The organism is Arthrobacter sp. 2MCAF14 (assembly GCF_052115645.1).
GTDB lineage: Bacteria > Actinomycetota > Actinomycetes > Actinomycetales > Micrococcaceae > Arthrobacter.
In genome coordinates this window covers 37059-61443 of the sequence record NZ_JBFRHB010000026.1, presented here as the reverse complement: position 1 = coordinate 61443, position 24385 = coordinate 37059, and the positions used below count along the sequence as shown (strand labels likewise).

The 24385-nt window shown below is 63.1% G+C and carries 25 protein-coding genes, 1 tRNA gene and 1 pseudogene; 7 read left to right on the top strand and 20 right to left on the bottom strand.

What is annotated here, in order from left to right:
• The first annotated feature begins 38 nt into the window (after positions 1 to 38).
• Complete coding sequence (locus tag AB4074_RS17000) at positions 39 to 410, top strand: sec-independent translocase (protein ID WP_441414442.1); 372 nt, start codon at positions 39 to 41, stop codon at positions 408 to 410.
• 4 nt (positions 411 to 414) lie between these two features.
• Here the strand turns inward: AB4074_RS17000 and AB4074_RS16995 are convergent, their stop codons facing one another.
• Together AB4074_RS16995 and AB4074_RS16990 are read right to left on the bottom strand one after the other, a co-directional pair.
• Positions 415 to 2136, bottom strand: coding sequence for an amidase (locus tag AB4074_RS16995; RefSeq protein WP_441414441.1), 1722 nt, complete (start codon positions 2134 to 2136; stop codon positions 415 to 417).
• The gene (locus AB4074_RS16990) at positions 2133 to 3179 is read right to left on the bottom strand and encodes an agmatine deiminase family protein (RefSeq protein ID WP_441414440.1); all 1047 of its coding nucleotides are present in this window, start codon (positions 3177 to 3179) and stop codon (positions 2133 to 2135) included. The genes AB4074_RS16995 and AB4074_RS16990 overlap by 4 nt, the downstream gene beginning before the upstream one ends.
• 83 nt (positions 3180 to 3262) lie before the next feature.
• Here AB4074_RS16990 and AB4074_RS16985 point away from each other — a divergent pair, with 83 nt between their 5' ends.
• Positions 3263 to 3928: a TetR/AcrR family transcriptional regulator gene (locus AB4074_RS16985; protein WP_441414439.1), complete on the top strand. Its 666-nt coding sequence runs from the start codon at positions 3263 to 3265 to the stop codon at positions 3926 to 3928.
• Here the strand turns inward: AB4074_RS16985 and AB4074_RS16980 are convergent.
• Genes AB4074_RS16980 through AB4074_RS16965 form a run of 4 tightly spaced genes read right to left on the bottom strand, consistent with a single transcriptional unit; the run spans position 3925 to position 7779 of the window.
• Positions 3925 to 4764 (bottom strand): ribokinase, encoded by an 840-nt coding sequence (locus AB4074_RS16980; protein WP_441414438.1) that lies wholly within the window; start codon positions 4762 to 4764, stop codon positions 3925 to 3927. The two genes, AB4074_RS16985 and AB4074_RS16980, sit on opposite strands and share 4 nt — an antisense overlap.
• A 46-nt stretch (positions 4765 to 4810) precedes the next feature.
• Positions 4811 to 5320 (bottom strand): nucleoside deaminase, encoded by a 510-nt coding sequence (locus tag AB4074_RS16975; protein WP_441414437.1) that lies wholly within the window; start codon positions 5318 to 5320, stop codon positions 4811 to 4813.
• A gap of 10 nt (positions 5321 to 5330) precedes the next feature.
• Entirely contained in the window at positions 5331 to 6308 is a 978-nt protein-coding gene (locus AB4074_RS16970) for a nucleoside hydrolase (protein ID WP_441414436.1), read from the bottom strand.
• A 37-nt stretch (positions 6309 to 6345) separates the two neighbouring features.
• Positions 6346 to 7779 (bottom strand): MFS transporter, encoded by a 1434-nt coding sequence (locus AB4074_RS16965; RefSeq protein WP_441414435.1) that lies wholly within the window; start codon positions 7777 to 7779, stop codon positions 6346 to 6348.
• Between the two features lie 158 nt (positions 7780 to 7937).
• Between AB4074_RS16965 and AB4074_RS16960 the strand changes: the two genes are divergently transcribed.
• Positions 7938 to 8723, top strand: a complete 786-nt coding sequence (locus AB4074_RS16960; RefSeq protein WP_441414434.1) for a GntR family transcriptional regulator — start codon at positions 7938 to 7940, stop codon at positions 8721 to 8723.
• Between the two features lie 143 nt (positions 8724 to 8866).
• Here the strand turns inward: AB4074_RS16960 and AB4074_RS16955 are convergent, their stop codons facing one another.
• Both AB4074_RS16955 and AB4074_RS16950 read right to left on the bottom strand, forming a co-directional pair.
• Positions 8867 to 9646, bottom strand: a complete 780-nt coding sequence (locus AB4074_RS16955; RefSeq protein ID WP_441414433.1) for an SDR family NAD(P)-dependent oxidoreductase — start codon at positions 9644 to 9646, stop codon at positions 8867 to 8869.
• A gap of 89 nt (positions 9647 to 9735) precedes the next feature.
• A complete protein-coding gene (locus AB4074_RS16950) occupies positions 9736 to 10353 on the bottom strand; it encodes a TetR family transcriptional regulator (protein WP_441414432.1) in 618 nt (205 codons plus the stop codon).
• A 162-nt stretch (positions 10354 to 10515) separates the two neighbouring features.
• Between AB4074_RS16950 and AB4074_RS16945 the strand changes: the two genes are divergently transcribed.
• Entirely contained in the window at positions 10516 to 11403 is an 888-nt protein-coding gene (locus AB4074_RS16945) for a ScbA/BarX family gamma-butyrolactone biosynthesis protein (protein ID WP_441414431.1), read from the top strand.
• A 1-nt stretch (position 11404) separates the two neighbouring features.
• On the opposite strand, the gene AB4074_RS16940 is transcribed toward AB4074_RS16945, so the two are convergent.
• Entirely contained in the window at positions 11405 to 12061 is a 657-nt protein-coding gene (locus AB4074_RS16940; protein ID WP_441414430.1) for a ScbR family autoregulator-binding transcription factor, read from the bottom strand.
• Between the two features lie 32 nt (positions 12062 to 12093).
• On the opposite strand from AB4074_RS16940, the gene AB4074_RS16935 reads away from it, so the two are divergent.
• From AB4074_RS16935 to AB4074_RS16925, 3 genes are all read left to right on the top strand, one after another.
• Positions 12094 to 13041, top strand: coding sequence for an NAD-dependent epimerase/dehydratase family protein (locus AB4074_RS16935; protein WP_441414429.1), 948 nt, complete (start codon positions 12094 to 12096; stop codon positions 13039 to 13041).
• A gap of 250 nt (positions 13042 to 13291) precedes the next feature.
• Positions 13292 to 13367, top strand: a tRNA-Ala gene (locus AB4074_RS16930).
• Positions 13368 to 13638: 271 nt separating this feature from the next.
• On the top strand, positions 13639 to 14247 hold the full coding sequence (locus tag AB4074_RS16925) for a hypothetical protein (protein ID WP_441414428.1): 609 nt from the start codon (positions 13639 to 13641) through the stop codon (positions 14245 to 14247).
• A 45-nt stretch (positions 14248 to 14292) separates the two neighbouring features.
• Here AB4074_RS16925 and AB4074_RS16920 read toward each other — a convergent pair.
• The 11 genes and pseudogenes from AB4074_RS16920 to AB4074_RS16870 all read right to left on the bottom strand — a co-directional run.
• Positions 14293 to 15186, bottom strand: a pseudogene (locus AB4074_RS16920) (recombinase family protein); the annotation flags it as partial.
• 125 nt (positions 15187 to 15311) lie between these two features.
• Positions 15312 to 15923, bottom strand: a complete 612-nt coding sequence (locus AB4074_RS16915) for an antirestriction protein ArdA (RefSeq protein ID WP_441414427.1) — start codon at positions 15921 to 15923, stop codon at positions 15312 to 15314.
• Positions 15923 to 16750: a replication-relaxation family protein gene (locus AB4074_RS16910; RefSeq protein WP_441414426.1), complete on the bottom strand. Its 828-nt coding sequence runs from the start codon at positions 16748 to 16750 to the stop codon at positions 15923 to 15925. Before AB4074_RS16910 ends, AB4074_RS16915 begins: the two co-directional genes overlap by 1 nt.
• Positions 16751 to 16929: 179 nt before the next feature.
• Positions 16930 to 19086 carry a type IV secretory system conjugative DNA transfer family protein gene (locus AB4074_RS16905; RefSeq protein WP_441414425.1) on the bottom strand — a complete coding sequence of 719 codons (2157 nt, stop codon included), beginning with the start codon at positions 19084 to 19086 and terminating at the stop codon, positions 16930 to 16932.
• Positions 19079 to 19267 (bottom strand): hypothetical protein, encoded by a 189-nt coding sequence (locus AB4074_RS16900; RefSeq protein ID WP_441414424.1) that lies wholly within the window; start codon positions 19265 to 19267, stop codon positions 19079 to 19081. The genes AB4074_RS16905 and AB4074_RS16900 overlap by 8 nt, the downstream gene beginning before the upstream one ends.
• A gap of 228 nt (positions 19268 to 19495) precedes the next feature.
• Positions 19496 to 19696 (bottom strand): hypothetical protein, encoded by a 201-nt coding sequence (locus AB4074_RS16895; RefSeq protein ID WP_441414423.1) that lies wholly within the window; start codon positions 19694 to 19696, stop codon positions 19496 to 19498.
• The gene (locus tag AB4074_RS16890; RefSeq protein ID WP_441414422.1) at positions 19686 to 20312 is read right to left on the bottom strand and encodes an MT-A70 family methyltransferase; all 627 of its coding nucleotides are present in this window, start codon (positions 20310 to 20312) and stop codon (positions 19686 to 19688) included. Before AB4074_RS16890 ends, AB4074_RS16895 begins: the two co-directional genes overlap by 11 nt.
• Positions 20309 to 21373, bottom strand: a complete 1065-nt coding sequence (locus tag AB4074_RS16885; protein WP_441414421.1) for a DNA cytosine methyltransferase — start codon at positions 21371 to 21373, stop codon at positions 20309 to 20311. The genes AB4074_RS16890 and AB4074_RS16885 overlap by 4 nt, the downstream gene beginning before the upstream one ends.
• Positions 21374 to 21643: 270 nt before the next feature.
• Positions 21644 to 22072: a hypothetical protein gene (locus AB4074_RS16880; RefSeq protein WP_441414420.1), complete on the bottom strand. Its 429-nt coding sequence runs from the start codon at positions 22070 to 22072 to the stop codon at positions 21644 to 21646.
• Positions 22073 to 22338: 266 nt separating this feature from the next.
• Positions 22339 to 23385, bottom strand: coding sequence for a hypothetical protein (locus AB4074_RS16875; protein ID WP_441414419.1), 1047 nt, complete (start codon positions 23383 to 23385; stop codon positions 22339 to 22341).
• 74 nt (positions 23386 to 23459) lie between these two features.
• On the bottom strand, positions 23460 to 24257 hold the full coding sequence (locus tag AB4074_RS16870; RefSeq protein ID WP_441414418.1) for a hypothetical protein: 798 nt from the start codon (positions 24255 to 24257) through the stop codon (positions 23460 to 23462).
• Positions 24258 to 24385 lie beyond the last annotated feature (128 nt).

Sequence of the window (24385 nt, the reverse complement as noted above, 5' to 3'; positions counted from 1 at the left end):
CGCCCGGAGCGACCGGGTGGTGGATTTAGAATGGAGCCATGATCGATATTTCGGTCGAGAAGGTAGCCCTTCTCCTGATTATTGCCGTTTTGGTCCTTGGACCGACCAAGCTTCCGGAGTATGCGAGGAAGTTGGGGCGGCTTATCCGCGAACTGCGGCGCATGGCCTCCGGCGCGCAGGAAAAGCTTCGCCAGGAGCTCGGCCCGGAATTCGAGGACATCGATTGGCGGAAAATGGACCCACGCCAATACGATCCTCGCCGCATTATCCGCGAAGCCCTCCTGGAGGACGAGCCGCTCACTGAGCCGGTCGTCCCAACCCAGGCGCAGCCTCCGGTCCAGCCTAATGCCCGCCCGGTTGTTCGGTTGGCGGCCGGGCAGAAGGCCCCTTTCGACGACGAGTCCACCTGATTCGTTAGTCGAGGCGCGGTGTGCGCGGGGGACTTGTGCGGCGCTCGCCTGTTGCTTCAAAAGCCGCGGCCAGTGCCAGCAGTGCGGTGTCGTCGTAGGCGCGGCCGGCGAATGTGAGTCCGACGGGCATGCCGATATCGCTCATGGTTCCCATCGGCACGGTGACCGTCGGGATGCCCAGGTGCCGGGGGACGAGGTTGCCGTTGGCTACCCAGACGCCGTTTCGCCAGCCGAGGTCGGCTGAGGATTCGTTGACGTCCATGTCGGCTGGTCCGACGTCGGCGGCGGCGGGGAAGATGACCGCATCCAGGCGGAGGCCGTCCATCCATTCCTCGAGGTCCACGCGCCTGGTCTCTTCGAGTCCGCGCAGGCCTTCTTCGAGGTGCGGGATGTCGGTGAGGGAGGCAACCGCGTGTGCGCGGATGTGCGCTGGGTAGTCGGCGATGTCGTCGTCGAACCCGTCATAGCGGTCCGGGAGGGCGCCGTCGGGGTGCGGGAAGATCGCCGTGCCGTCGACGTCGGCCAGCCTGTTGAGTGCCGGATCGCCGTTGGCTGCGAGGAAGTCGTCCCAGGCCCAGGCTGAGAGATCGACGATTTCCCGCTTCAGGTACTCCGGGCTCACGAGTCCACGGCTGGCGATGGTGGGCGCTCCCGGGCGGTCGCCTTCGTACTTGGAAACCACGGGGAAGTCCACCAAGACCACGTCGGCACCCGCGGCTTCGAGGTCGCGACGGGCAGCCTCCCACAGTTCCATCACGGAATCGCGCGTCTGGATTCGTTGGCCGGCGGGTCCGCCGATGCCGGGAGTTTCGCTGGTGCCGGCGTCGGGGTCTGCGTTGATGTACATGCGCGGCACCCCGAAGCGTTTGCCCTTCAAAGCCGAGCGCGCGCCGTCGACGTCGGATGGTGCGAGCGCCGGGTAGGAATCCGGACGCACCCTGGATGCGGCCGGGATCCGGACCCACGGCTGCGCGCGCCAGAAGTCGCCGCGGGTTTCGGCGTCGTCGGCAACAATTACATCGAGCAGTTCCAGCAGGTCTGCCATGGACCGGGTGTGAGGCACCACGACGTCCATGGTGGGGACCAGTGGCCAGTTGCCGCGCACCGAGATGACGCCGCGCGAGGGCGTGTACGCGCACAAGGCATTGTTCGACGCCGGTGCGCGGCCACTGGACCAGGTCTCCTCGCCCAGGCCGAAAGCTCCGAAGCTCGCCGCGGTCGCGGTTCCCGAGCCGTTCGAGGATCCGGAACCGAAAGCCGCGGTGAGGAAGTCGGCGTTGTAGGGGCTTTCGGCGCGCCCATAGACCCCGAGTTGCATGCCGCCGTTGGCCATGGGCGGCATGTTGGTCAGGCCGATGAGGACGGCCCCGGCTGCACGGAGGCGTTCGATGGTGAAGGCATCGCGTTGGGCGATGAGGTTTTCGAACGCGGGGGAGCCCGCGGCGGCAGTGAGCCCTTTGGCCAGGTAGCTGTCCTTGGCGGTGTAAGGGATGCCGTCGAGGGGCCCGAAGGTGGTGCCGTGTGCCCGGCGCTCGTCGGAGGCCCGGGCATCTGCGAGCGCTGCAGGGTTCATCACCACCATCGCGTTCAGCGTGATGCCGGTGCGGTCGTAGGCGTCGATGCGGTCCAGGTACGCCTGGGTGAGTTCCTCGCTGGTCACTTCGCCGGCCTCCAGTGCTGCACGCAACTGCGCAATGGAGGCCTCGACGACGTCGAAGCGGCTCATCGTGCGGCCTGGCTGGTGAGTTTGGGCTGCTGTTGCGTGATGCAGTGGATTCCTCCGCCCCGGGCGAGGATCGGCCGGGCATCCACGGTCACGACGCGGCGGCCCGGGTAGGCCTCTGCCAGGATTTCCGCGGCCAAGGCGTCGGCCCGCTCTTCGCCATAGCCGCACGCAATCACGCCGCCGTTGACCACGAGGTGGTTGACGTAGCTCCAATCGACGAAGCCTTCCTCGTCGCGCAGGGTCTCGGGCGCGGGAAGCAGGGTGATTTCGAACGGTTTGCCTGCGGAATCCTGCTGGGTTTCGAAAAACCGCTGGAGGGTGCGGCTGACCTCGAAGTCGGGGTGACCTGGGTTGGTCTGCGAGTGCAGCAGGACCCGGCCGGGGGAGGGAAGGGTGGCCACCATATCGATGTGGCCGCGAGTGCCGAGGTCCTCGTAGTCACGAGTGAGGCCTCGCGGTACCCACACAGTGTGAGTAGTGCCCAGGGTGCGTGACAGTTCCGCTTCGACGCGGGCCTTGTCTGCGTAAGGGTTTCGGCGTGGATCCAGCTGGACGGTTTCGGTGACAAGGACGGTGCCTTCACCATCGACGTGGATGGCGCCGCCTTCGTTGACGAGCAGCGACGTGACCAGTTCCGCGCCGGACTCTTCGGCGACAAAGCGGGCCATGCCGGCGCTCTTCTCCCATTCGGACCAGGCCGGCGCGCCCCAGCCGTTGAAGATCCAGTCGACTGCGCCGAGCACGCCGGGACGCTCGTCGTCGACGACGAAGGTGGGTCCGACGTCGCGCATCCAGAATTCGTCGAGGGGAGCCTCAAGCTGTTCGATTCCGGCGCCAAGCATGCGGCTGGCCCGGTCCCGTTCGCTGGGGTCGACCACCATAGTGACGGGCTCGAACTCGGACACTGCATGCGCGACGGCGGTCCAGGCCGCGTACGCTTCTTCGGCCGAAGCTGCGTCGTCGCCCAAGGTCAGGCCAGTGCGGGGGAACGCCATCCAGGTGCGCTCGTGGGGTGCGGTTTCGGCTGGCATTCTCCAGGCCATGGAAGTCTCCTCTGTGTTGTGAGGTGAAAAATCTTATTGATCGCGTGATCAACAACAAGAAAATTACTTTAGACTGTTGTGTGATGTCAAGCACCATACAGAAACGCGCTGCGCGGAAGACGCCGGCCGAACGCGCGGCCGAAATAGCCGAGGCTGCCAAGGAAATAGCGCTTGAGCAGGGGCTTTCCGCCATTACGCTGCGCAACGTGGCAGCGCGGGTAGGGGTGGCCTCAGGCCTCGTCGCGCATTACCAGCCCAATGCGGAGGCCTTGGTGGCGGGCATCTTTTCGACCATCGTGGCGGCGGAGACCGAGGAGGTTGCGGGCCTTCTGGAGAAGCAGCCGACTCCTTTGGAACAGCTCGGGATGCTCCTCGAAACGCTCATGGACGTCAGCCGGCTCGATGTCACTGCAATCTGGGTGGAGGCGTGGACCCTGGGGCGTCGGAACGAGGCGCTCGCAGCCTGCGTCCGTGAGCAGATGGATGCATGGCAGGCCGTGGTGCAGCGCGTGGTCGAAGCGGGGATCGACGCCGGTGAGTTCGATACGTTCGATGCTCCGTCTGTCGCCTGGCAGATCCTGGGCATGGTGGACGGACTGAATGCCCAGGCCCTGGTGCGCTGGGACGGCGTCAGCGACCGCGGTACGCACCTCGCCCGCGCCGTAGAAGGCATGGTAGGTGCGGCCCGCGGTTCGCTGGTGCCGGGCGGTGTCCAGCACCTCGGGCGGATCTCAAGCTCGGATTCTTAGATCCCCAGGTAGTGTTCCAGCCGCTCGAACTCCGGTTGGGAAAGCTCGCTCGCTACGGCGGCGGCCCCCACCGCGCAAGCCGCCGCGAGGCTGCTTTCGTCGTCCAGGCCCGACGCAAGTGCCAGCACGAGCGCCGCGCAGAAGGCGTCACCGGCCCCGACGCTGTTGACAACGCTCGTCTTTGTCGCGGGCGCATGGGCGGTCTTGACCCCTTGCGTGTACATCGACGCGCCGCCTGCCCCGTAGGTGACGGCCACACGTTCGGCGCTCCGGAGCTCGGGAATGAGTTCGTACTCGGACTCGTTGACGATCACCAGGTCACACCGTTCCAGAAGCTCTGCCGGGAGTGCCTGGGCAGGGGCCGCGTTGAGGGCGAAGAACCCGTTGGTCCGGCACGCGGCTTCCAGCACGGTGTCGACGGCGATCTCCAACTGGGCGAGCACCGGCCCGCCTTCGGAGAAATCGGCGCGATCCAGCGAAACCACCGCGTTGGCTCCCGGCGCCACGGCGATTTGGTTTTCGCCCTCGCTGTCGATCACGATCAGCGCGGTGCCGGTCGGCGCGGAAACCTGCTCCACCGCCGAAATGTCGACCCCTGCCCGGTCCAGGGCCTCCGTCAGAAGCCGGCCGTCCGGATCCGCTCCGACGGCGCCCACCATGCGGGCAGCCCCGGCCAGCCGTGCAGCAGCCGCGGCCTGGTTGCCTCCCTTTCCGCCGGGCTGACGGGTGAGGGTGCCGCCGCCGATGGTTTCGCCGGGGGAGGGTAGGCGGTGGACGCGGCACGTGAGATCGACGTTGAGGCTGCCGACAACAGTGAGCGTGCTGGGGATGGGCATGAGCTGTCCTTTGGGTGGTGCTGGATTGCGGTGTCGGGTTTCCGGTCTAGTGCCAGAAGCCAAGGTGGACCTCTGTTGCCTCGGCAAGCGGAACGGGACCCGTCACGGTGACGCTACTCCCGCCATGGGCAAGGACTTCGCGGCAGGGCAGGTCAAGAGTGGGCACGCCGGACTGCTCGGTGACAATCGAGGCAAGGTCCTTCTCGGACAAGGCATAGACCACGCGTCCGATTCCCGCCCAATAGATCGCCCCGGTGCACATGGCACACGGTTCGGTGCTCGTGTACAGCGTGCTGGCGGCCAATGCGCCGGCGTCGAGCTTCCTGGCGCTCAGGCGGACCAGATTGGTCTCGGCATGACCGGTGGGATCGTGTTCCGTGTTGACGGTGTTCATGGCTTCCACAATTGTTCCGTCCGGTGCCAACAGAAGTGCGCCGAACGGGTGGTCGCCGCGGTCCCGGGCTGCCCTCGCGAGGGAAATGGCGCGGTTCAGCAACTTGAGGTCGGCCTGGCTGGGCTCGGTGGGCGAAGAAGCAGTGCCTTTGGAAGTGTTCATCAAAAGCCCGTCAGTTCGCAGCCGGCAAGGACAGGATCCGCTCCAGGAGATGCGCAGCGGCGTCGCCCTTGACGGACAGCACAACCCGGGACGCCCGTTCCGGCACTGGGCCCGCGCCGGCGGCTCCGCCGTCGAGCCGCTCACAGCGGGTCTTGCCATGAGCCGCGCTCTCGCTCGTGTCCACGGAAATTCCGACGTACGGGGCGTCGTCGAGCTCGAGGGCACCCACGGCGATTGCCGCTGCCAGCGGATCGTGGAGGGCAGCGCAATACTCGCCGAAAATCGTGTTGTAGAAGGCGAAGTACTGGACGAGCATGCCGGAGAGTGCGCTGGCCACCGGATGTCCGGCTGTCGCAAGGGCCGCACGATGGGTCTCATCGAAGCGGTGGTTCATGGTGACGTCCAAGGGAACCATGGTGACCAGCCAATCGGCCTCCATCACCACGGCGGCTGCCTCGGCGTCGTTGAAGATGTTGGCCTCGGCGACAGGGCTGATGTTGCCCGGCACAAACGCCGCTCCGCCCATGATCGTCACATCGCGGACGAGCGACGGGAGCTTCGGGTCCAGTTGCAATGCGAGGGCCAGATTGGTGAGCGGACCGACGGCGATGACGCGCAGTTCGCCTGGGTGCTCGTTGGCGAGCCGCACCAGCATCTCCGCGGCTGTCTCTGATTCTGACGTCAGTCCCGAGTCTTCCAAGGAGACCCCGCCGATGCCGTTCTCGCCGTGAACGTGCGGCGCTCCGCCGTCGAACGTGCCCATGAGCGGATCGTGTGCACCCACGGCAACCGGGATCCCGGCCCTCCCGGCAGCGTGGAGCAGGTTCAACGTGTTGACGGCGCCGACTACGGCGCTGACGTTGCCGCTGACGGTTCCGATCCCGGCCAGCTCCACCTCAGGGCTCGCCAGGAGATAGGCGATTGCCAGGGAATCGTCGATGCCGGTATCGCAATCGAGATAGAACGGCTGCGGTGTGGTGGTGGTCATGGTGCTCCTTCGTAGGTTTGGTGACTCTTGTTCGGGCTTAGGCGTGGGCGACGACGACGGCGGGCGCCGCAGAGGCGCTCGCAGCGACAGGGCGCAGGATCAGGGAAGCGGCAAAGGCCGCGAGGGCGAAGCCGGCAGAGATCCACAGGGCAGTTTGGTAACCGGCGATGGTTCCGGCGGCGACGACGGGTGCGACAACGGCGATTCCCACACTGGCTCCGATTCCAAAGCATGCTCCATTCAGGCCGGGCACGGAACCCGGCGCCGATTTGGGTGAGTTCAGCACCGCGATGCCGCTGACGGTGCTCTGGAACTGGCCGAGATACAGGACTCCCATGATGATCAGCAAGGCGAACACCATCCAGCGGTCCGCGGCAAAGATCGCGACCGCAACCGCTGCCACGACGATCAGGCCGCTGCTGATCCGCAGGGCCTTGAACCAGCCGATGCGCTGTGCGAACCAGCCGGAGAACACCGCGGTGAGCACGCCCACGAATGCCGTCGGCGTCAGGTACAGGAGGGCCGACATGGAAGCGGACAGTCCGTATCCGGCTTTTGCGTCCTGGCTCAGGAGGATCACGGTGAAGTTCAACGCCGAGAAGATGCCGGCAAGCGTCAGCGTCGTGCTCGCCAAAACCGGCCACACCTGGCGGGACCGCAATTGTTCGATCGCGATCAACGGACGCTCAACCCGCCTTTCCACGGCGACGAACGCCAGCCCGGCAATCACTGCGCCGGCGAGATAGCCAAGGGTCCAGATATCGCCCCATCCGGACGTGGAAGCCTGTCCGATCAGGTTGCTCAAGAGGACCAGGAACGTGCCCAGGGTGCCCGCGCCCCACCAGTCCATGCGTCCCTCACGTGTCCGGGCGGGTCTCTTCGGGACCACGACGGCGACTAAGACGATCGCCAGAACGCCCACGCCGAGGACCAGGACAAAGAGGAATTGCCAGCCGATGGTGTCGGTGATGAAACCACCCAGGAAGCCGTCGAGCCCGCCAATGCCGCCGTTCACTGCCGAAATAATGCCGACGGAAATACCGAAGAGGCGTTTGCTGAAGCGCTCGGACAGGAGCAGGAAGGAAATGGTGAACGTGGCGCTCGTTGCACTTTGCAGGACCCGCCCGACGAGAAGGACGGTCAGGTTTGGTGCCAGCAGGCACAGGACCGTGCCGCACAACATCATGGAGAGGACGATCAGCAGGGTGCGGCGGCGTCCCAGGAAGTCGCTCCATCGGGAAAATGCCATGCCCAGGACCGCGCCGGTCAGGAAGAACAGGGACTGGACTTTGGCCACATTTTCCGTGGATTCCTGGAAGTGAGCGGCCATGGCCGGCAGGGCCGCAGAGAACAGGCTGGCGTTGAGCTGGTAGCTGAGGATCGAAAGGATCAGCGTGGCGATGAGTACGGGCACTCGGGCTGCTTTTCGCCGAAGGGGGAGCCCTGCGGTGCTGGTGGCTTGGGTTGTCATGGACAAACTTCCTTGTTTGAAACAAAACGGCTTCGGGGGCGGCTCGATGCAGGTGTGGCGCAGAGCACAAGATGGCTTATATGTTCATCATACACGCTTGTTATACAAGATTGGAATACCCATCGCGTAAACTCTCAATATCGACGAAGGGAGCCATTTTGGACCGCAATGCTGAGGGCGTTCTTTCGGAGCCGTTGGATGCCACCGCCAACATCCCGCTCCGCGTTGCCGTGTACTCGCGCATCATGAATGCGATCCGGGCGGGGCACTTCCCCGTTTCGTCGCTGTTGCCCTCGGAAACGGACCTGGGTTCGGCAATGAAGGTCAGCCGGACGGTTGTCCGTGAGGCTCTCATGCTCCTCGAGGAAGACGGATACGTACGCTCCCGCCGAGGCATTGGACGTTTTGTGGCCACCCGACTGCCGCGGGTCGGCCTCGAACGGATCAGGCCCATGGAGGAGATCCTGGCCGAGGCCGGATCCGCCATTCAGGTCAGCCGTACACAGCATGTACTGCACCCGTCGTCGTCGGTTTTCACTGCGGAGCCCCTCGGAATCCGCGAAGAAGAGCCCTCCTGGTTCTTCGAGAGTGTCCTCAAACGGGACGGCTCACCCATTGCCCTGGTCCAGGAACACATGGCAAGTACGGGGGCTCTCATTGATCGTGACCCTGAAGCGGCACGCGCCATTGTGGACGACGTCGAGAGAGAGGCCACGCTGCTGGCTAACTTAATTGCGGCTGTCGGCCCGGCCTTTGGTCCGGGCGAGACCGATATCGCGGCTGGCACCCCGGGCGTCGCGCGAGGCGAGCTGCTTGAGCTGGACGCCAAGGACCCTGTGCTGATCCTGACCCAGACCGTCGAGCATTCCGGGCGGGTTGTCTATTTGGCAAAGACGCTGGTCAACACGGGAGTGGTCCAGATCGGAATCATCCAGGGAACCTGAGTGCGGGGCTGCCCGTTGTCGTGTGGCAGCCCAACTGACTGGCAGTAGGTGTCGTTTTGGGCGCTCAGAACGACACCTACTGCTTGGGCCCACGCCGCCAGGGTTCCCTGGCCGAGCTTGCGAGGCGAGGGTGGCGGTGGGGACTAGTTGGCCGGGCGCACGGCCCGACCCGCGGCTGCGATCACCAGCTTCTCCGGCAGGAGTTTGACGGCCACCCGGGCAACAAAGGAGTTGAGACGGCCATCGACGACGCTCGGCTTGTTCCCGCGGATCGCGGACATGGCGGTGTCCACCACCTGCTCCGGGGTCCTCATGGATCCGGCGGCTGCAGCGTCGCCGGCGATTTCAAAGAACGGCGTGTCCGTAGCCCCGGGACAAACGGCGAGGACTTTCACGCCTGTGCCTTGCGTCTCGGCCCACAGCGCCTGGGTGAACGAGAGTACGAAGGCCTTTGTGGCCCCGTAGACGGCCATGTGGGGTATCGGCTGGAATGCGGCCGTACTCGCGATGTTGATGATGGCCCCCGATCCGCGCTCAACCATGCCGGGCAGATAGCGTGTGGTGGTACCGACCAAGGTGGAGCAGTTCAACTGGATCTGTTCGACATATCGATCGGCGTCTGCATGGAGAACTTGTCCGTGTGTTCCGAATCCCGCGTTGTTGACCAGGATGTCCACTGTGAGTCCCAGGGAATCGGTGGCGAGCTGGAGTTCCTTTGCGGAGTCCGGCAGGCTCAAGTCCATCGCCAGGACGGTCACTTCGGTGCCGTGCTCGCGGAGTTCACCCGCAAGCGCGTCAAGTTTGTCCTGGCTACGCGCAACCAGGATCAAGCGTGCGCCCTCGGCGGCCAGCCGTCGGGCAAAGACTGAACCAATGCCGGTAGACGCTCCAGTGATAAGGGCTGTTTTGGCTGAAATATTCATTTCTACTCCTAGTAAACTGAGCTAATAAACTGACTGTGCGGTTTGTTTTTTGGCCAAGTGTTGAAGTCTTTGACTCGTGGGTTGCTGCGTTACTGGCTGGAGATGAACTGCTGTTCGAGGAGTTGCAACAGTAGCGTCGCGCGTCGTTCAAAGGCATCGAGATCTTTGGGGTCAAGGGCGTCGGTGACCGATTTCAAGCCATCGAATGCGGCCACAATAACCGTTGCTGCGTCGCCGGGATCCCCTGGAAACGTCAAGACGCCGCTTGCGCGGCCCCGTTGAAGGATCCCGGCCACGAGGTCCACCCATGCGGCTAGTGGAGAGGAACCGCCGGACGGCTCTTTCGTGGAAGCCAGTTGATTGGCCAAGTGCACGACGCCCCACGCGGAAGAGTCGCTCAAGACTGTTCTGACCATGAACTCCCCGAGGCCGCGTAACTCCTCCAGCGGGTTGTTCTTGCTGAGAATTTCCTCTTGCACGCGACGTAGCCAACGTGCCTTTTGTTCGTCGACGACGGCCTGGGCCAATGTTGCTTTCGAAGAGAAGTGGAAGTAGATGGCTCCCTTCGTGAGCCCGACTTCGCGGATGATGTCGTCCATTCGGGTCTGCTCGAAACCCTTGCGTGCAAAAACGTCCGCGGCAACCCGAAGGATCTCAATCCGGGTGGCCGCGCCCTTGGGCGTACTGCCTGTGTCGCCAAACTCCATATTGCTAAACTACAAACCGACCAGTAGGTATGTCAATCCGGACAGTTCGCCGACCTCGATAATCCGATGGGTACAGCTTGCCGATAGGATTTGCTCGTTTAATGGGGGGCGCAACAGCAGTGTTGGCTGGTGTGGCAGATCCTGGGAGGAGTGGGGGACCCAATGCGCGATGAAGCGCTCTTCGAAGCTTCCGTCAAGCGGGAGCTCGTTCATAAGCGCTCGGTTTCGGAAGTCTTCTTGACTGACTTCGTTCAATCAGGTTCTAGGCGGTTCATTGCGGGAGCGCAATGGCCGCGATGGCACGTCTTTTATGGTTCGCCGGACGGTTCGCCGGATTCGGCGATCATGGCTGAGACGTTGAGGCAGGCAGTAATCTTCTTGTCCCATTTGTGCGGAGTACCCTTGACCCACAAATTCCTCATGCCGTACATGAGCATCTCGGTAGAAGCCGCGATCCTGGATCCCCTGGTCCCCGCGCAGGTTGCTGTCGAACTCGATGTCAAGGACATGAAGCTCAGTGGAGGGCACTTGTCGGCCCTGGCTGTGTCTGCGAGGTTCGTTGTTGACGGTGCTCCCGTAGGGGAAGGGGTGGCGGCGGCCCGCATTGTGAATCCGGCGACGTACGAGCGATTGCGTGGGTCAGTCCCTGCCGGGTTGCCCGCCCCTGGCGAAGACTTACTGGCGTGTGCCGACGTCGGGCATGCCACCCAGCGGAACGTGATGCTCGGGCAAAGTCCACGCCGGTTCGTCTGGCCGCTGCGGGTTGATCCAACCCACCCGATCTTCTTTGATCATCCCCTTGACCACGTACCGGGAATGCTTTTGGTGGAGGCTGCGAGGCAGGCTGTGCGCGCAGCGTGTTCCCGACCGGATGCCGATTTTGCCTTGTTTGAGGCGGAATTCATGAAGTTGGTCGAGTTCAGCTATCCCGTGGACGTTGCTGTGACGCAACTCGAATCACATAGCGCCCACGGTGTGATGAGGGTCCGGTTGCTGCACGAAGAAGAGACCCTGATGTCCTTGTTGGCTCGGGTTAAAAGGCCGCGTTAGTTCACGGGGTCCCTGGGCCCCGCGGGTGAATCTGCGCGATGGCCGGCATCATGAAACGCCACATGTCGTCAATCCGTTTGAGAACGTCGCGTCGTTCGGTCAGCACGTTGGAAACCATCTGGACGCCCGTGAAAGACGCAACCAAATACCGTGCGAAGTCTGCTGCATCAACTTCGGGTCGCACGACACCCTCCAGTTGGGCTTGGCGCGTTAGCATTTCCATGGTCGTGACCCAGTCCTGGTAGGGACCTTTGACGTCCCCATTGAAAGCCGAAGCTTCAAATGTCAGCCGGATTCCAGCCCTGACGATTGGCTCGTCGAGTAGCTGTTGCCCGAATGTCCTGCACATGGCGATCATGGTCTCCAGTGCAGGCAGTCCGGCGGCGGCGATCTTCTCCCCGGCGACACGCACAATGTTGTGCTGTTCGGCGATGACTGCCAGCGCCAGGTCTTCCTTCGACTTGAAATGGAAATAGAGCGCGCCTTTAGTGACCGAGGCGCGGTCAGTGACGTCGCTCAGGCTTGCATTCCCGTAGCCGACCTCTTCAAAGATCGACGCTGCACCCTCAATGACCGCCGTTCGGGTGGCTTTGGCACGTTGTTGCATGATCCGCGTGGAGACCTCTCCGGTTTCTGCGTCCGGGATACTTGTGTACATGAAACTGACGGACCCGAAGATCGGTGGGGGCCATGTCAACGTGTGTTGACCATGTGCCCCGGGTCCTGGTCCTGGGTTCGTCAGGTTTCATTGGAAGCCGGGTTGTAGCCTCACTCGCCGGATCCAGAGGGGCGCACGTTGTGGCACTCTCACGAAAACCGGTTGCAAGACTACGAAACAATAACGCTACCATTGCGACCGCCGACATTTCGGTGCCGGGGAGCCTGATCCCCTTCTTGGCCGATACGGATGTTGTCATCCATGCCGCATCATATGTGGGCTCCGAGCCTCGCCTTGCCCAAGAGATCAACGAGGCCGGCACCGGTCACGTCGTCGAGCAATGCCGGCAGGCCGGAGTTGCCCGGCTGATCTATGTCAGTACTTGCAGTGTTTACGGGAGCGGCCCTCACAGCGGCATCCATGAATCCCAAGCCGGGTATCACCCGGCCTCGGTGGCCAGCGCCAGCCGTGCCGTCGCCGAACAATTGATTCTCGGCTACGGCGGCGAAGTTGTTCGTCCCAACCTTGTGTTCGGCGCGGGAGACCGCTGGTTTGTTCCGGGCCTGCTCAAACTGATGAAGGTGGCCGGGGGGTGGCCGGGTGATGGTTCGGCGCTGCTTTCGCTTATCGGTGTGGAGGCGCTGGGAAGGCTGCTTTCCGGGCTCGCGTTGGCGCCTGGACAACCCGGGCACGCTTACCATGCCGCATATCCGGAACCTGTTCGGGTGTCATTCCTCTTGCAGAGCGTTGCCCGGATATTCGGTGTGGAGTACCCGAAGTTCCTGGGAGATGACGAACGTGCCGGCTCGGCCTTGCGCGCTGCAGGATTCAGCAGCCATCAGATTGACTTGGTGACGAAGGATCACTGGTATTCCTCTGAAGGTCTTTGGCGGATCTCCGGGCGCGAAGCGGAGAAGTTCAGTGCTCTTGGTGAATTTGCTTCTGCGTACCAAGTCCCCCGGGAGCTCGATCGGTCATAAACCGGTTGAACGGTTTGTTTAATGGCCTTCCAGTCTCTAGACTTCAGTCCAGTGGCTCGTTGTGTTTGCGGCAACAAGTTGAAGGGCAGTAATGGGGGGAGGTGCGGCCGAGCAATCGACCGCACCTCATCTGTCCTACCGCACCCCATCTGTCCTTGAGTCAACGCGTTCGATTTCCTATCTCACATCCTTGTGGTTTAGTATTGACGAGTTGCTCCGGCGGGGATTCAAGTCGCTGCGAGGAAAGTTCGGGGCTGTGGCGCAGCTGGTAGCGCACCTGCATGGCATGCAGGGGGTCAGGGGTTCGAGTCCCCTCAGCTCCACCATATTGACCTTATTCGAACCATCGACATCGTGGATGCCGTCGAGTAAGTCTTCAACGGATACCAAAAGGGAATCACCAGATCTGGTGGTTCCCTTTTGCGCGTCCGTGTGGGCGTCGTGGAAGGCCTGAGCGCGGTTCAGGGCCTCCGCGCGGCTGAGGCCCGCTTGGAGGGCTTGGTGGCCTGCGTGTGCGGCAGCGAGTGTCGCGATCGGTTCGGCAAGTAGAGTTCCGGTGATTTCTTCGTCTTCGACGAGGACTTTGACGAAGATGGCTTGGTTGAGCTGTCGGCGTTCCTGGTCGCTGGCGGAACGGTAGAGGGCTTCCGGATCGGCCAGGAGATCGAGGTAGGTTTCGAGGTGCCGCGCTCCGGCTTCGAGATTGGATTCGACGCTGTTGAGCTGCTCGCGGACTCTGGTGCGCTGGCGCTCGATGTCGGTCAGCCGTGTGCGGATCTTTTCTTTGGCGATGGTGCCGTCGGCGGCGAGATCAAGAAGGTTCTCTTCCTTGGCGTCGCATTCTTTCAGTGTGGCGGCAAGCTGCTTTTGGAGGAGCAGGTTGGCGGCTTCCTTCTCGCGAAGGGCTTCTCGGATGCGTGTCCGGGCGAGGTCGAGGAAGTCTGGCGTGAACTGGAGTTTGCCATATTCACGGGTCATGGCGTCTTCGAGCCGGGCGGTGCTGATGTGGCTGCTGGAACAGTCTTTGACTGTTCGGCCGGCGCAGAAGAAGTAAAAGTATTCGTTGCCGCTGCGGCCGATGGAGCGTTGGATGACCATGCGGTGGACGATGCCGCGCTTGTGGCTGTTGTCGCAGTACAGCGTGCCCTTGAGGTAGTGCTCGTGCACGCGTCGGCGTTCCCCTGCCACCCCGCGGCTGTCCAGTAACCGCTGGACCTTGTCGAAGAGCTCGTCGGAGACGAGGGCTTCGTGGCGTCCGGGATGTTCGGCTCCGTCCAAGGTGATGATTCCGCAGTAGTAGCGGTCTCGGAGCAGGCGCGAGAAATATGTGGGGGCGATGGCCTTGGACGGACGCTTTGCACTTGGTTTGGTGGTGAGGCCACGGTCTTCCATGGCTTCTGACAGTTCGGCGAAGGTGTAGTTGCCGGTGGCGTAGAGCTCAAAGGCTTGCCGGATGAGCGGGCCGCGGATGTCGTCGACGGCGACGGAGCGCACTTCGCGTCCTTCGAAGTATTCCCTGACGTTGAGGTACCCGACGGGTGCCCGCCCGATCGTGCCGCCTTTCTTCGCTTTTTGGGCCATCTTGTATTTGATGTCGGCGCCGTCTTCGGCCGAGCGGTATTCGTTGAAGGCGGCGAGGAGGCCGTGCATGAGTTGGCCGACAGGGCTGGCGTCAATCGACTCCGTGGCGCTGATCAGAGTGACGCCGCGTTTCTTGAGGTCGGCCATGACGATCGCGTCATCGGTGCGGTTGCGTGCGAAGCGGGAGAGTTTGTAGACGACGACGTAGTCGACGTCCCTGTCTGCGCGGACGCGGCGCAGCATTTCCTGGAAGGCGATGCGTTTGGTCATCTCGGTTCCGCTGCGGCCTGGTTCGATGTATTCCGTGACGACGCTCAGGCCCATTTGCTCGACTTTGCGCAGGCAGGCCTCCCTTTGGGCGGGGATGGAGATGCCTTCGGGGTCGTAGTCGGTGTTGACTTGGCCTTTGGAAGAGACACGGAGGTAGAGAACGGCACGAGTCCCCGGTGGGGCGTCTTTGCTGACTGCCGTGAAGGTCAGATCTTCGGCGTCCGCCTGGTCGACGACGTCCAGGACCACGGTGTCGGTGTCGCTGTAGGCGCTCAGTGGGGCTATTGAATTCATTGCTGTTCTCCGGTTAGGCCTCTCAGACAATAGCTCGATGTGCGGAGGAATGGAACGGTGTTCTTCGGCTTCAATGTCCTTACCGAAATCGACCCCCGTGGGGACTATTCACACCCTGTGGATAACTATGTGTTGAAGACATAGATGGTGCCGTTTCTGCCTTCGATGACTTCCCAGGCTTCCTTGTATCTTTCCCAGATGCACGAGCGGTCGAAGTCGAGCGGGCAGTCGATTCCCTGCTCGGCGACGAGCGCTTCGAGTGCTTGGCTCCAACCCATGGCTTTCAGAAACTCATCGATGCAGGCCTCGGCATCGGGGAAGGTCGCGACGTAGAACTCTTCAAACTCCGTCAACAGTTCCTCGCAACTCGCGTTAGCGTGTTCCATGGCGTAGGCGGCGAATGCTTCGCCGTGAAGGTCGATACCTTGCCCTATGTTGGTGATGTGGGCGACGTCCGTAGTTAGGTAGGGGCCGTGGCCGTAAAAGCCGAGCGTGTCTTCAATGAACCAGCCGGTTGCCTCAGGAGTGCCGGACCGGGCGGCGGGTGAGGCAGCTAAGAAGGCGTCTAGCTGGTCTTGCATCTTGTCAGGTGGCTGGTCGGCTCGAATCCAGGCGGAGTGTCGGACATTGACGGAAAAGTCGGCAACTGAGGTCACGTAGATCCAAGGGGTGTCTTCCGGATAGTCGCCGTGTTCGGGGCTTGAGCGCCGTTTGGGTAGTTCTTTGATATTTTCCATTACTTGCCTCCTTCTGATTTGAGTGTTGTGGTGTCCCCGCCACCGGCTACCAGCGCTGCGAGTCCGGACATTTCGACGACTCGGAACAATTCATTGCTCAGGTCTACCTCTTCATTGATGGCGGCCTCGATTTTCTGTCGCCGCGCTTGATCAGGCACGACCCAGACAGTCAGTGGAAAGACGCCGTGCCGCTGCTGTTCTATGCCGCGGTCGTGATACAGCTGCACCGCCAGACACTTGCGGAGGATCACGGGCAGGTGTTCGGTGTCGCGGTCGACTTCGATCATCCAGTGGTCCTCGAATTCCGGTGTTTGCGTGACGGCGTAGAGGTCGGGTTTGATGTGGGCCGGTTGGCCGTGCCGGTTCAGGTACGGCCGCCAGCAGTCCGGTTCCATCTCGGTCTTCGTGATGGTGAAGGCCCCTTTGCGGTCGGCTTCGATCAGGGCGAGCCGGGCGTCGGTGACAGCCAGGAGGTGCTCCAGGTGGTGGGCCGAGGGCAGCTTGTTGTTCCGGCGTTTGCCGCGGGAACCTTGCAGCTCGCCGATGGTCCGTTCGCCGGTGTCGGACACCGTCCAGACGAAGGCTCTGGAGCCCCCGCTGAAGCCGCCGACGCGGCGCTGGAGACGGGTGACGAGTTGTTGCTCGTGTAGCCGTTGCAGGACGCGGACGGTGGCTCGTGTGGCTCCCTGCTGGCTTTTGTGGTCGTAAAAGAACAGGCGTTGAAGCTGGGTGGTGCTGAGGTAGCGGTGGGCTGCCAGTCCGAGCAGGATGCTCCGGTCGCGGGCGCTGAGCCGAGCCAAGATTTCCCGGCGCTGGTATTTGCTCACGCGGGCCACCGGCGCCTCTGTCCTCCCAAGGGGAGGATCAGTCCCCGTCCTTAAAGTCCCGCCGGGGGCGCCGTTAGGCCGATCGTGGGCAATGTTCGTGACAGCGGTCGGACGGGCGACCGGATGCCCCGTGTCGCTGCCAGCCGTGGCTGTTTCGTTAGGTTCACTGTTGCTTTCAGTCATGTGTCTTTCCTCCTTTTCCTTCCAACGGCTTGAGCTGTTGGGGTTTCTGTTGATGGGCTCCCTGGTGTCGGCGTCGCCGGGGTGGTTGGCGGCGGCTTGATGTCCTCGGTGGGGCCGTACCGTTTCCGGCTGCTTCTCCGGATGGTTTCGGGGTCGCTGATCTTGATCGGCGGCGGCATTGTCTTCCCTGATGCCCATCCCGAGGGCTGGCCGCCTGCGACGAGGTTGCAGTAGATCTCGTACTCGCCGAGGGACTGGAAGTCGATGGGTTCCAGTCCTGGCGCCATGGCGGCCATGGCTTTCGCGTCGTCGATCTCCAAGGCGAAGGCGATCTTGCTGCGGGCGTTATTGTCGATGGCAGCCGCCATCGAGGCCGACAGCTGCTTGCGGAACTGGTGGGCGAGCTGCCATCCGACACCGAGCGAGCGGGACTGGGCCAAGGCATCGGCCAAATCTCCGATCTTCAGGTAGTCCTGTACCTCATCGACCGTGACAATGACCGGCCGGCGGTGGCTGGCTGGTGCTGCCGCTCTGGCCTGGATGCACTGCCACAGCTCAGCGACGAGCAAAGATCCCAGTAGCGAGGCGGCCTCGGCTCCGATGACGCCCTTGTTGAGCGGGACGAGCAGGATCCGCGATTTCGTAAACAGGTCGTTGATGCTGAAGCGGGGTGCGGCCTGGCTGAGGACTCGGCGTAGCTGGGGGCGCAGCAGAAAGACGCGCAGCTTGTTCAGCAGGGGTGCCGTGCTTGAGGCCTGGGCCTCCGGTTTCAGGCCGTCGTACCAAGCCCAGAAACCAGCCAGGACGGGATCGCTTGCTTGTGCGGCGGTTAGGGGCCGACGGAACGCCGGGTCGCTGAGCAGTTGGGGGATGTCGGCCAGGGTGTGGCCGCCGGCCCGAACAAGGGTGATCAGACAGGCGTGCAGGATGTCCTGGCTGCGTGGCCCGATGCCGTCGAAGATGTCCTTGATCGCGGTCAGGATGCCATCGACCACGACTTCGGCATTCCGGCCTGTGCTGGCCAGTGGATTGAATCCGACGGGGTGTTCGTCGCTGGCGTCGAGGATGACGACGTCGCCTTGGCGGCTCTCCGGGATGCGGGCCAGGACATCGTCGATGAGGTCCCGTTTGGGGTCGATCACGCAGATGGACCGGCCAGCGAACATGTCCGCCACGATGGTGTTCAACAGAGCCGTGGACTTGCCGCTGCCCGTGGGTCCGAGGTAGACGGCATGCCTGAGGGCATCCTCTGGTCCGATCCCCAAGTGCCGTGGCTTGCCGGGCGCTTCGGAGAACGCGAAGACCCGTTCGGTCCCGTCGACCTTGGGGGAGGCTGGCAACAGTTTGGGGTGCAGGGGCGGCACGCCCGGGAGATCCGATCCGCCCAGCGGTGGCGCCAGCAACGCGGCCAGCTCGTCGATGCTCAACCGCAACGGCCACCGTAGTTTCGGAACCCGGGCGTCATTGAGCTTGACTGCGGAGTCCGGGACCAGGCCGGCGCGGATGCCAGGGCCTTCCATGGTGCCGACGGCCTCGAGGACGCCGAGGGCCAAGGCCTGCCGTTTGGCTGAGGTGTCCGCCGCGACACCGATACGCACGATTGCCCGGACACTATGCAGGGCGGCTTTGCTGGCAAGGCTTGACCGTACGCCGCCCGGGGATTGCGTTGTCCCGGAGCTGATGGCCTGCCACCACGGGGCTGTTGGGTTCGTCGTGGTGTCGGCGAACCCCGGCCCGAGCCCTTCCCCGAGGACCAGTTGCAGAACGAGCAGGTCTTCCGCGAAGCGGGCTGCCGAAATGGCCGCCAGCAGTGAGCGGCTGATCGCCTCGGGACCGTCGATGTTTGCGGCCAGTGACGAGGGCGCCAGCCGCAAGGCTGCAGCCGTGGTGACTGGCCGCCTCGTATCCGGCTCTGTCAGAGCGATGCCCGGTATCAGCTGCCGGAGAAGATGGGCGAAGCGGCGGGAATGCTGCTTGCTCGTCGCCACTTGATGGCGCACTCTTCCTTTCTCTCCGCGGATTTCCCAAAGTACGGCCCCGGGGAGGCGGTTGGAGGCGAGATGGCGGACAAGCGCCCTCACCGATTCGCTGGTCAGAGGCCGTGGCCAGTGGACTTCCCGCCAGACAAGCTCACTGTCGCCGTGGTCAGTCATGGCTTGCCTCCGACGGCGCATCCCGAGCGGCCTGTGCCTGCTGCTCCTGGGCTGCTTGGCGCATGGCCATGTCCAGGAGCGTCTTGGTCAGACGGTCAACGTTCGGCGGATCCTGACGGATGCTGCGCACCCGGAGACGCTTTTCCGCTTGTTTTCCGCGTCGATTTGATTGCTTTCCCATGTCGGTGATCCTCCTTTCATGCTGAAGAATTTATTTTCACTAAACGGTCAGTTGGTTATATTCCAGCCAATTGGCGGCGTCAATATAGTTTGTATATTTCACAACACCGACTTGACGGCCTGGCAACTCTCTTTTATAGAGATAAATTGGAGAATTAATGATCTGGTATTTCATCCCGATATTTGGCGGCTGCCGGCCTATCTTCGACGCCATATGTGGCGCTTATGCTCACCACCGGCGCCGCCAGAGCCGCCACCAAATGACCAGTCCGGCAATGACGGCTCCGATAGCCAGCGCGATGAGGATTCCGGCCCAGACCTGCGCGATGAGCCCGACCGCCCAGTTGATCGCCAACGCTGCGCCGAGCAGCAGGAGGCTGGCGTCGAAGAGCCAGCGCAGCGGGCTGCGGGGCTGTGGCTTATCCGCCACGGCGCACCGCCGGTTGTTCCTCCACGGGGAGTTGTTCCGAGTCGGCCTGCTGGATGACCTGTTCGTCAAAATCGGACGGCACTGGGTAGCCGGGGATGCTGATCTGGCTGTCGATCTCGTTGCCCCAGGAATCCCAGCCAGGCTGGTGCCTCCGGGCGAACAGTTCCAGGCGGGGCCCGTCGCAGAGGCGTTCAATTGGAGCGTAGAACTCCTCAGGTTTGTGTGAATGGTTCTGAACAGGGGCCATTAGCCAGGTTGGCTGGCTGCGGAAGTTGGGCTTCACCCTGCCCCGTGTCCCAACCAGCAGGTGCTCGGAGGCATGGCGCAGGTAGTTTCCCAAACCGAATTTTGGTTTGATCCAGGTGAAGGGGACTCTTGGCGTGAATCCCCAGACTTCGAGCACGTCGTATCCGGCGCGGAGGGTGCCGTTGGTGACCCAGAGGAAGCACCAGCTGTTCTCGGCGGCGAGGTCGGCCACCGGCATGGCTTTGATGCGTTCGAGGGTCATGAGGTCGTAGTGGCGTTCGGCACCGAGCTTGCCTTTTTGGTCGATGTCCCAGGGCGGGTCGGCCAGAATGCAGGCGTAGCGCTTGCGGGGGAACTTGTTGGTGTTCATGAGTAGTTCCTTTCAGCGGCGGCGATGTTAGTTTTCGGGGTGGCCGAAACGTGGCGGGTTGTCCGTGACGGGCAAGTGACCGGGGTGGTGGCCTTCTGGCGTGCTCGCAGTGCCTTGACGAGCGCGCGGGCAGTCGCTTCTGCGGGGGCTACTGCGATGGCGTTGCCCAGTTGTTTCATGGCCTGCGTCGTCGAGACGGGAAACCGGAAATCGGGCGGGAAACCCTGCATCGCGGCCGCCTCTGTCACGGTGAGACGGTGCAGTTGCCCGTCGACGAGGTAGCCGTCCCAGTTGCGGCTGTGACCGAGCTGGTGGCCGCGTCCGCCCACGAGAACGGTGCGGCCGATGTCGCGCTGGCATTTGCCGCGCAGGACGTCGCTCATGGTCGTGGTCAGTGCCTGCGGCTCTGGAAACTCGAACGGCGTGTCCGGGTCGCGGAAGCCGACCATGAACAGGCGTGGCCGCAGCTGGGGGAGGCCGAAGTCGCAGGCCCGGACGATCTTGTAGTGCAGTGAATACCCGAGGTCCTCTTCGATCACCGATTTCATGGTCGCGAACGTGGCGCCGCCGTCGTGGCTGAGCAGTCCTTGGACGTTTTCGAGGAAGAACGCGGCTGGTTGCTTGGCTTCGATGATCCGGGCGATGTCGAAGAACAGGGTGCCGCGGGTGTCCTCGAAGCCCTTACGATGCCCAATAATGCTGAAGGGTTGGCAGGGGAAGCCGGCGCAGAGTATGTCAAAATCCGGTAGGTCCGTGGGATCGATCGTCCGCACGTCTCCCGCGAACCTCTCCTCCGTGAACAGGTCGGGATCGGTGCCGGCGAAGTTCGCTTCGTAGGTTTTCCGGGCCGAAGGGTCGTTGTCCGCGGCGAAGACGCAGACGGCCCCAGCCTGGTCGAAGGCGAGGTGAAAGCCGCCGATGCCGGCGAAAAGATCGACGAACCGCAGTGGTCCGTTCTCGTGCTGGAGCCGTTCCGGATGGCAAAAGCGAGGGGCGATGGTGTCGGGTCGACGTTCCTCCATGCGGCACGCTCTCGTTTTTGGCATGGATTCGGTAATCATGGTTGGAATCTCCTTTCTGAGCCTGTTTTTGGGTGCGGTCATCCAGGGCGATGGTGCTAATGACTGGTTTGCCTTGGTGTCTGGCGAGTGCTCTGGCTGTACTTAAGATCAGATGATGCGGTTGGTAAACCGTCTGGTCGCTTCGCCTGCTCGGCGACAAGTCGGGCCACCGGACGGGCGCGGTCCTTGGTGGAGATCGATATTCCTGGCGCGTTGGTGGTGAGGTCGTCCGTATTGTGGAATTGACAACGTCCGGGCCTTCGGGTGCTGTTAGATAGTGGGTTTTCGGTCCGGCCGGTGCATCGTCAGAGCTTCGAACATGGTCTTGGCCAGGGTTCCCGGCTCGGATTGGGCGGTGATTGCCACGACCGTGATCCTCGGATCCAGCATCCAGGGCTGCGGGCCGGTCCGCAGGACCGCCGCAAAGACCTTGCCGGGAAATTTTGCCAGCCTGGCGTAGACAGCCGACGGGTTCTCGTCGAAGAGCTCCCAATCGGTCATGACCGTCAGCACCACGTCATGGTCCGGATAGGATGCGGCCAGCTTCTCCGCCTTGGCCAAGCTGGGTTCGAGCTTGCTGCTGCCTGCTGCATCCGGCGGAACTGCCAGCCCGGCGGCCAGTTGGTGCCGGCCGGCCCGGGTGAAAGGCCTCGGCTCCACGCATCCGCTCGTGGGGGTGTCGAAGTGGATGATTGCCATCAGTTCCTGCTTGCAGTAACAGTTCCGGGCGACCTGATCCATGGCAAGTTGTGCCTCCGAGTATCGGTTGCTGACCGGGTCGTTTCCGGCCGGGCCGTATAGGCTGCCGGAATCGTCCGAAATCCAGAGCGAGAATGTTGGCTTCCTGGGGCAGCGACCGGGGTAGCCGAGTCGGATCCGCTTGCCCCGGGGGAGGACCGCGGGTTGTCCCGGCCCGCTCAGGAACGATGCTCCACGCATATCACCGGGCAACAATTGAGACGCTTTCACCGGGAATCCTTGGCGGGTGGCGTGGTTTGCCCCGCTGGTGCGGCGCCCTGATTATTAGTGGCCGGGCCGTGGCCGACGACTCCGGGGTTGGCGGTGAGCGATTGGAATTTCAGCGCCTGGACGTGGTGGGCGGCGGCCTCGCCGCGAAGGCGATGTTCCTCGGTGATGGATTTGACCATCTCGTGTGCGCGGGCCCGGCGCCGTAGTGGCGCGGCCCGCCCCATACGCCGGTAGCGGCGCACGGCCTGCCGGAAGTCCCGCAGCGCCACCGCGATCAGGTCAGCCACCTCATCGGCATGCGAGTAGCTGTTAAAGAAGGAGGCCAGCGCGGTGGCGGCGGCAAGGGCGCCGAATACCAGCCCGGCCAGCCCGCCCTCGATGCTGGCCCGCAGGGCAAAGATCCCTGCAGCGATGAGGACAACGATGGCGCCCGCCAACCAGGCCACGACCCTCAACAGTGAGTCCCCGGCAGAGGTGTCGTCGAAGAAGCGCCGGTAGCGTTTTTCATCCTCTGTGAGATCGTCCGGGTCACGTCGGCGTTGCCGGGCCATGCGTACTTCCTTTAGATCGTGCCCGGCCGAACCGGCGGTGACTGCCGCCAGCCCCGTGGCCATCGCCTGGCCTACGGCGATCCAGATCTCCTCACCGAGGAGGATGGCCGCCCCAGCGACACCGACCGCATCACCGAGACCCAGCACAGTCCAACCGACCCAGTAGCGGAGATTGTGGTGCGGTCCTCGGTGCACCCACGGCAGGAGTGTCTTCTGGCAATGTTGGTAGGACTCCTTGCTGGCGGTGACCAGGCTGGCTGACTCACTCAGGAGGAACTGCTCTGTCTCGGCGGCACTGTTCAGACCGACGGCGGTCGCGGCGTGCACGCGGCTGGCCTGTTCGCCCTCGGCGGGCCACAGGTGTTCCTGTTCGGCGGCCAGTTTCCCGAAGCCGCGTTCCATCCATGTCCCCGCCGCGATAGGGTCCGGAGCGGCGATCGCCGAGGCCTCATCGACCCGTTGCAGGTTGACCACGTCGCTGGCGTTGGCCATGGTATGAACTGGGTCGCCCGAGGCATATCGGCGGGACCTGCCCGGGGTAAAGAGATTCAAATTCGCCATGGTGGTCAGCCGCCGGCCGGGGTGTAGTCGGTGACGCTGACACAAGTTGCAGCCCCGGTGCGCTGGCAGATGGCTTCGTAGAAGGCCTTCATGCCGTTGACGACGTCGGTGGCCACGACTGCTTGGTCACTGGTTTTGCCGATGCCTGCCACGGTGATGGTGGCACCGGGCAGCAGGGGGACGTCGACGTCGGTGGCGAGGGTCTTGGCTTCAGCGTCGGACAGGACGCGGTCACCGATGACGAGGCCGGCGTTCTGAAAGCCGTCGGTCAGGATCAGCAGATCCAGCGGACGGTCGCCGCCTAGTTGCCGGCGGCCCTCGGAGGCAAGACGGTACTGGGCGAGGATGTCGGTCCCGCCAGGGGTAATGGAGCTGATCTTGGTGGCGTAGGCCTCCTCGACGGTCCTCATGACATCTTCCGTCGCCTGGGGAACACGGCGGAGGCGGCTGTTCTCTGTACTCCCTGGCATTCTGAGGTCGCCCTCGAACAGGCTGACCGTGGCTGTGCTGCTGGCCGAAAACGCCACCACGGACAAATGCCCATCACAGACAGCTGTCCGGCGGACAAGGTCCCTGGTCGCCGCTGTGTAGGCTTCCGGGAGCTTGTGCATGCGATCTGTGCCGCTGACATCGATCGCAGCTTGGGCGGCTGGCGGTCGCGATGGGCAGGTGGCCAAGGTCTTCTGATTCACGCCGAGGTCACCTGGCGTGTTGGCTCCGGCGCAGCCACTCATTGTGAGCGCCACGGTGGAGAGAAGAAACAGGACCGGAAGGAGTCCATGAACCGGTGGGTTGATTTTCATTGCGCTTCCTCTGCAGATGGGATCCTTGCGGATGACTTTCCAAGTGCAACTCATCACCGAAATATCGTGGCGACGGCGACCCCTCCCAGTACTCTTTACCCAAGCGGACTGCAACCGGAGCGGTTTCC

What these genes read in the sequence shown, in the direction of transcription:
- AB4074_RS17000 (WP_441414442.1), top strand. Translation starts at nt 39, where the DNA reads ATGATCGATATTTCGGTCGAGAAGGTAGCCCTTCTCCTGATTATTGCC.
- AB4074_RS16995 (WP_441414441.1), bottom strand. Translation starts at nt 2,136, where the DNA reads ATGAGCCGCTTCGACGTCGTCGAGGCCTCCATTGCGCAGTTGCGTGCA.
- AB4074_RS16990 (WP_441414440.1), bottom strand. Translation starts at nt 3,179, where the DNA reads ATGGCCTGGAGAATGCCAGCCGAAACCGCACCCCACGAGCGCACCTGG.
- AB4074_RS16985 (WP_441414439.1), top strand. Translation starts at nt 3,263, where the DNA reads ATGTCAAGCACCATACAGAAACGCGCTGCGCGGAAGACGCCGGCCGAA.
- AB4074_RS16980 (WP_441414438.1), bottom strand. Translation starts at nt 4,764, where the DNA reads ATGCCCATCCCCAGCACGCTCACTGTTGTCGGCAGCCTCAACGTCGAT.
- AB4074_RS16975 (WP_441414437.1), bottom strand. Translation starts at nt 5,320, where the DNA reads ATGAACACTTCCAAAGGCACTGCTTCTTCGCCCACCGAGCCCAGCCAG.
- AB4074_RS16970 (WP_441414436.1), bottom strand. Translation starts at nt 6,308, where the DNA reads ATGACCACCACCACACCGCAGCCGTTCTATCTCGATTGCGATACCGGC.
- AB4074_RS16965 (WP_441414435.1), bottom strand. Translation starts at nt 7,779, where the DNA reads ATGACAACCCAAGCCACCAGCACCGCAGGGCTCCCCCTTCGGCGAAAA.
- AB4074_RS16955 (WP_441414433.1), bottom strand. Translation starts at nt 9,646, where the DNA reads ATGAATATTTCAGCCAAAACAGCCCTTATCACTGGAGCGTCTACCGGC.
- AB4074_RS16950 (WP_441414432.1), bottom strand. Translation starts at nt 10,353, where the DNA reads ATGGAGTTTGGCGACACAGGCAGTACGCCCAAGGGCGCGGCCACCCGG.
- AB4074_RS16945 (WP_441414431.1), top strand. Translation starts at nt 10,516, where the DNA reads ATGCGCGATGAAGCGCTCTTCGAAGCTTCCGTCAAGCGGGAGCTCGTT.
- AB4074_RS16940 (WP_441414430.1), bottom strand. Translation starts at nt 12,061, where the DNA reads ATGTACACAAGTATCCCGGACGCAGAAACCGGAGAGGTCTCCACGCGG.
- AB4074_RS16935 (WP_441414429.1), top strand. Translation starts at nt 12,094, where the DNA reads ATGTCAACGTGTGTTGACCATGTGCCCCGGGTCCTGGTCCTGGGTTCG.
- AB4074_RS16915 (WP_441414427.1), bottom strand. Translation starts at nt 15,923, where the DNA reads ATGGAAAATATCAAAGAACTACCCAAACGGCGCTCAAGCCCCGAACAC.
- AB4074_RS16905 (WP_441414425.1), bottom strand. Translation starts at nt 19,086, where the DNA reads ATGACTGACCACGGCGACAGTGAGCTTGTCTGGCGGGAAGTCCACTGG.
- AB4074_RS16900 (WP_441414424.1), bottom strand. Translation starts at nt 19,267, where the DNA reads ATGGGAAAGCAATCAAATCGACGCGGAAAACAAGCGGAAAAGCGTCTC.
- AB4074_RS16890 (WP_441414422.1), bottom strand. Translation starts at nt 20,312, where the DNA reads ATGAACACCAACAAGTTCCCCCGCAAGCGCTACGCCTGCATTCTGGCC.
- AB4074_RS16885 (WP_441414421.1), bottom strand. Translation starts at nt 21,373, where the DNA reads ATGATTACCGAATCCATGCCAAAAACGAGAGCGTGCCGCATGGAGGAA.
- AB4074_RS16880 (WP_441414420.1), bottom strand. Translation starts at nt 22,072, where the DNA reads ATGGCAATCATCCACTTCGACACCCCCACGAGCGGATGCGTGGAGCCG.
- AB4074_RS16875 (WP_441414419.1), bottom strand. Translation starts at nt 23,385, where the DNA reads ATGGCCAACGCCAGCGACGTGGTCAACCTGCAACGGGTCGATGAGGCC.
- AB4074_RS16870 (WP_441414418.1), bottom strand. Translation starts at nt 24,257, where the DNA reads ATGAAAATCAACCCACCGGTTCATGGACTCCTTCCGGTCCTGTTTCTT.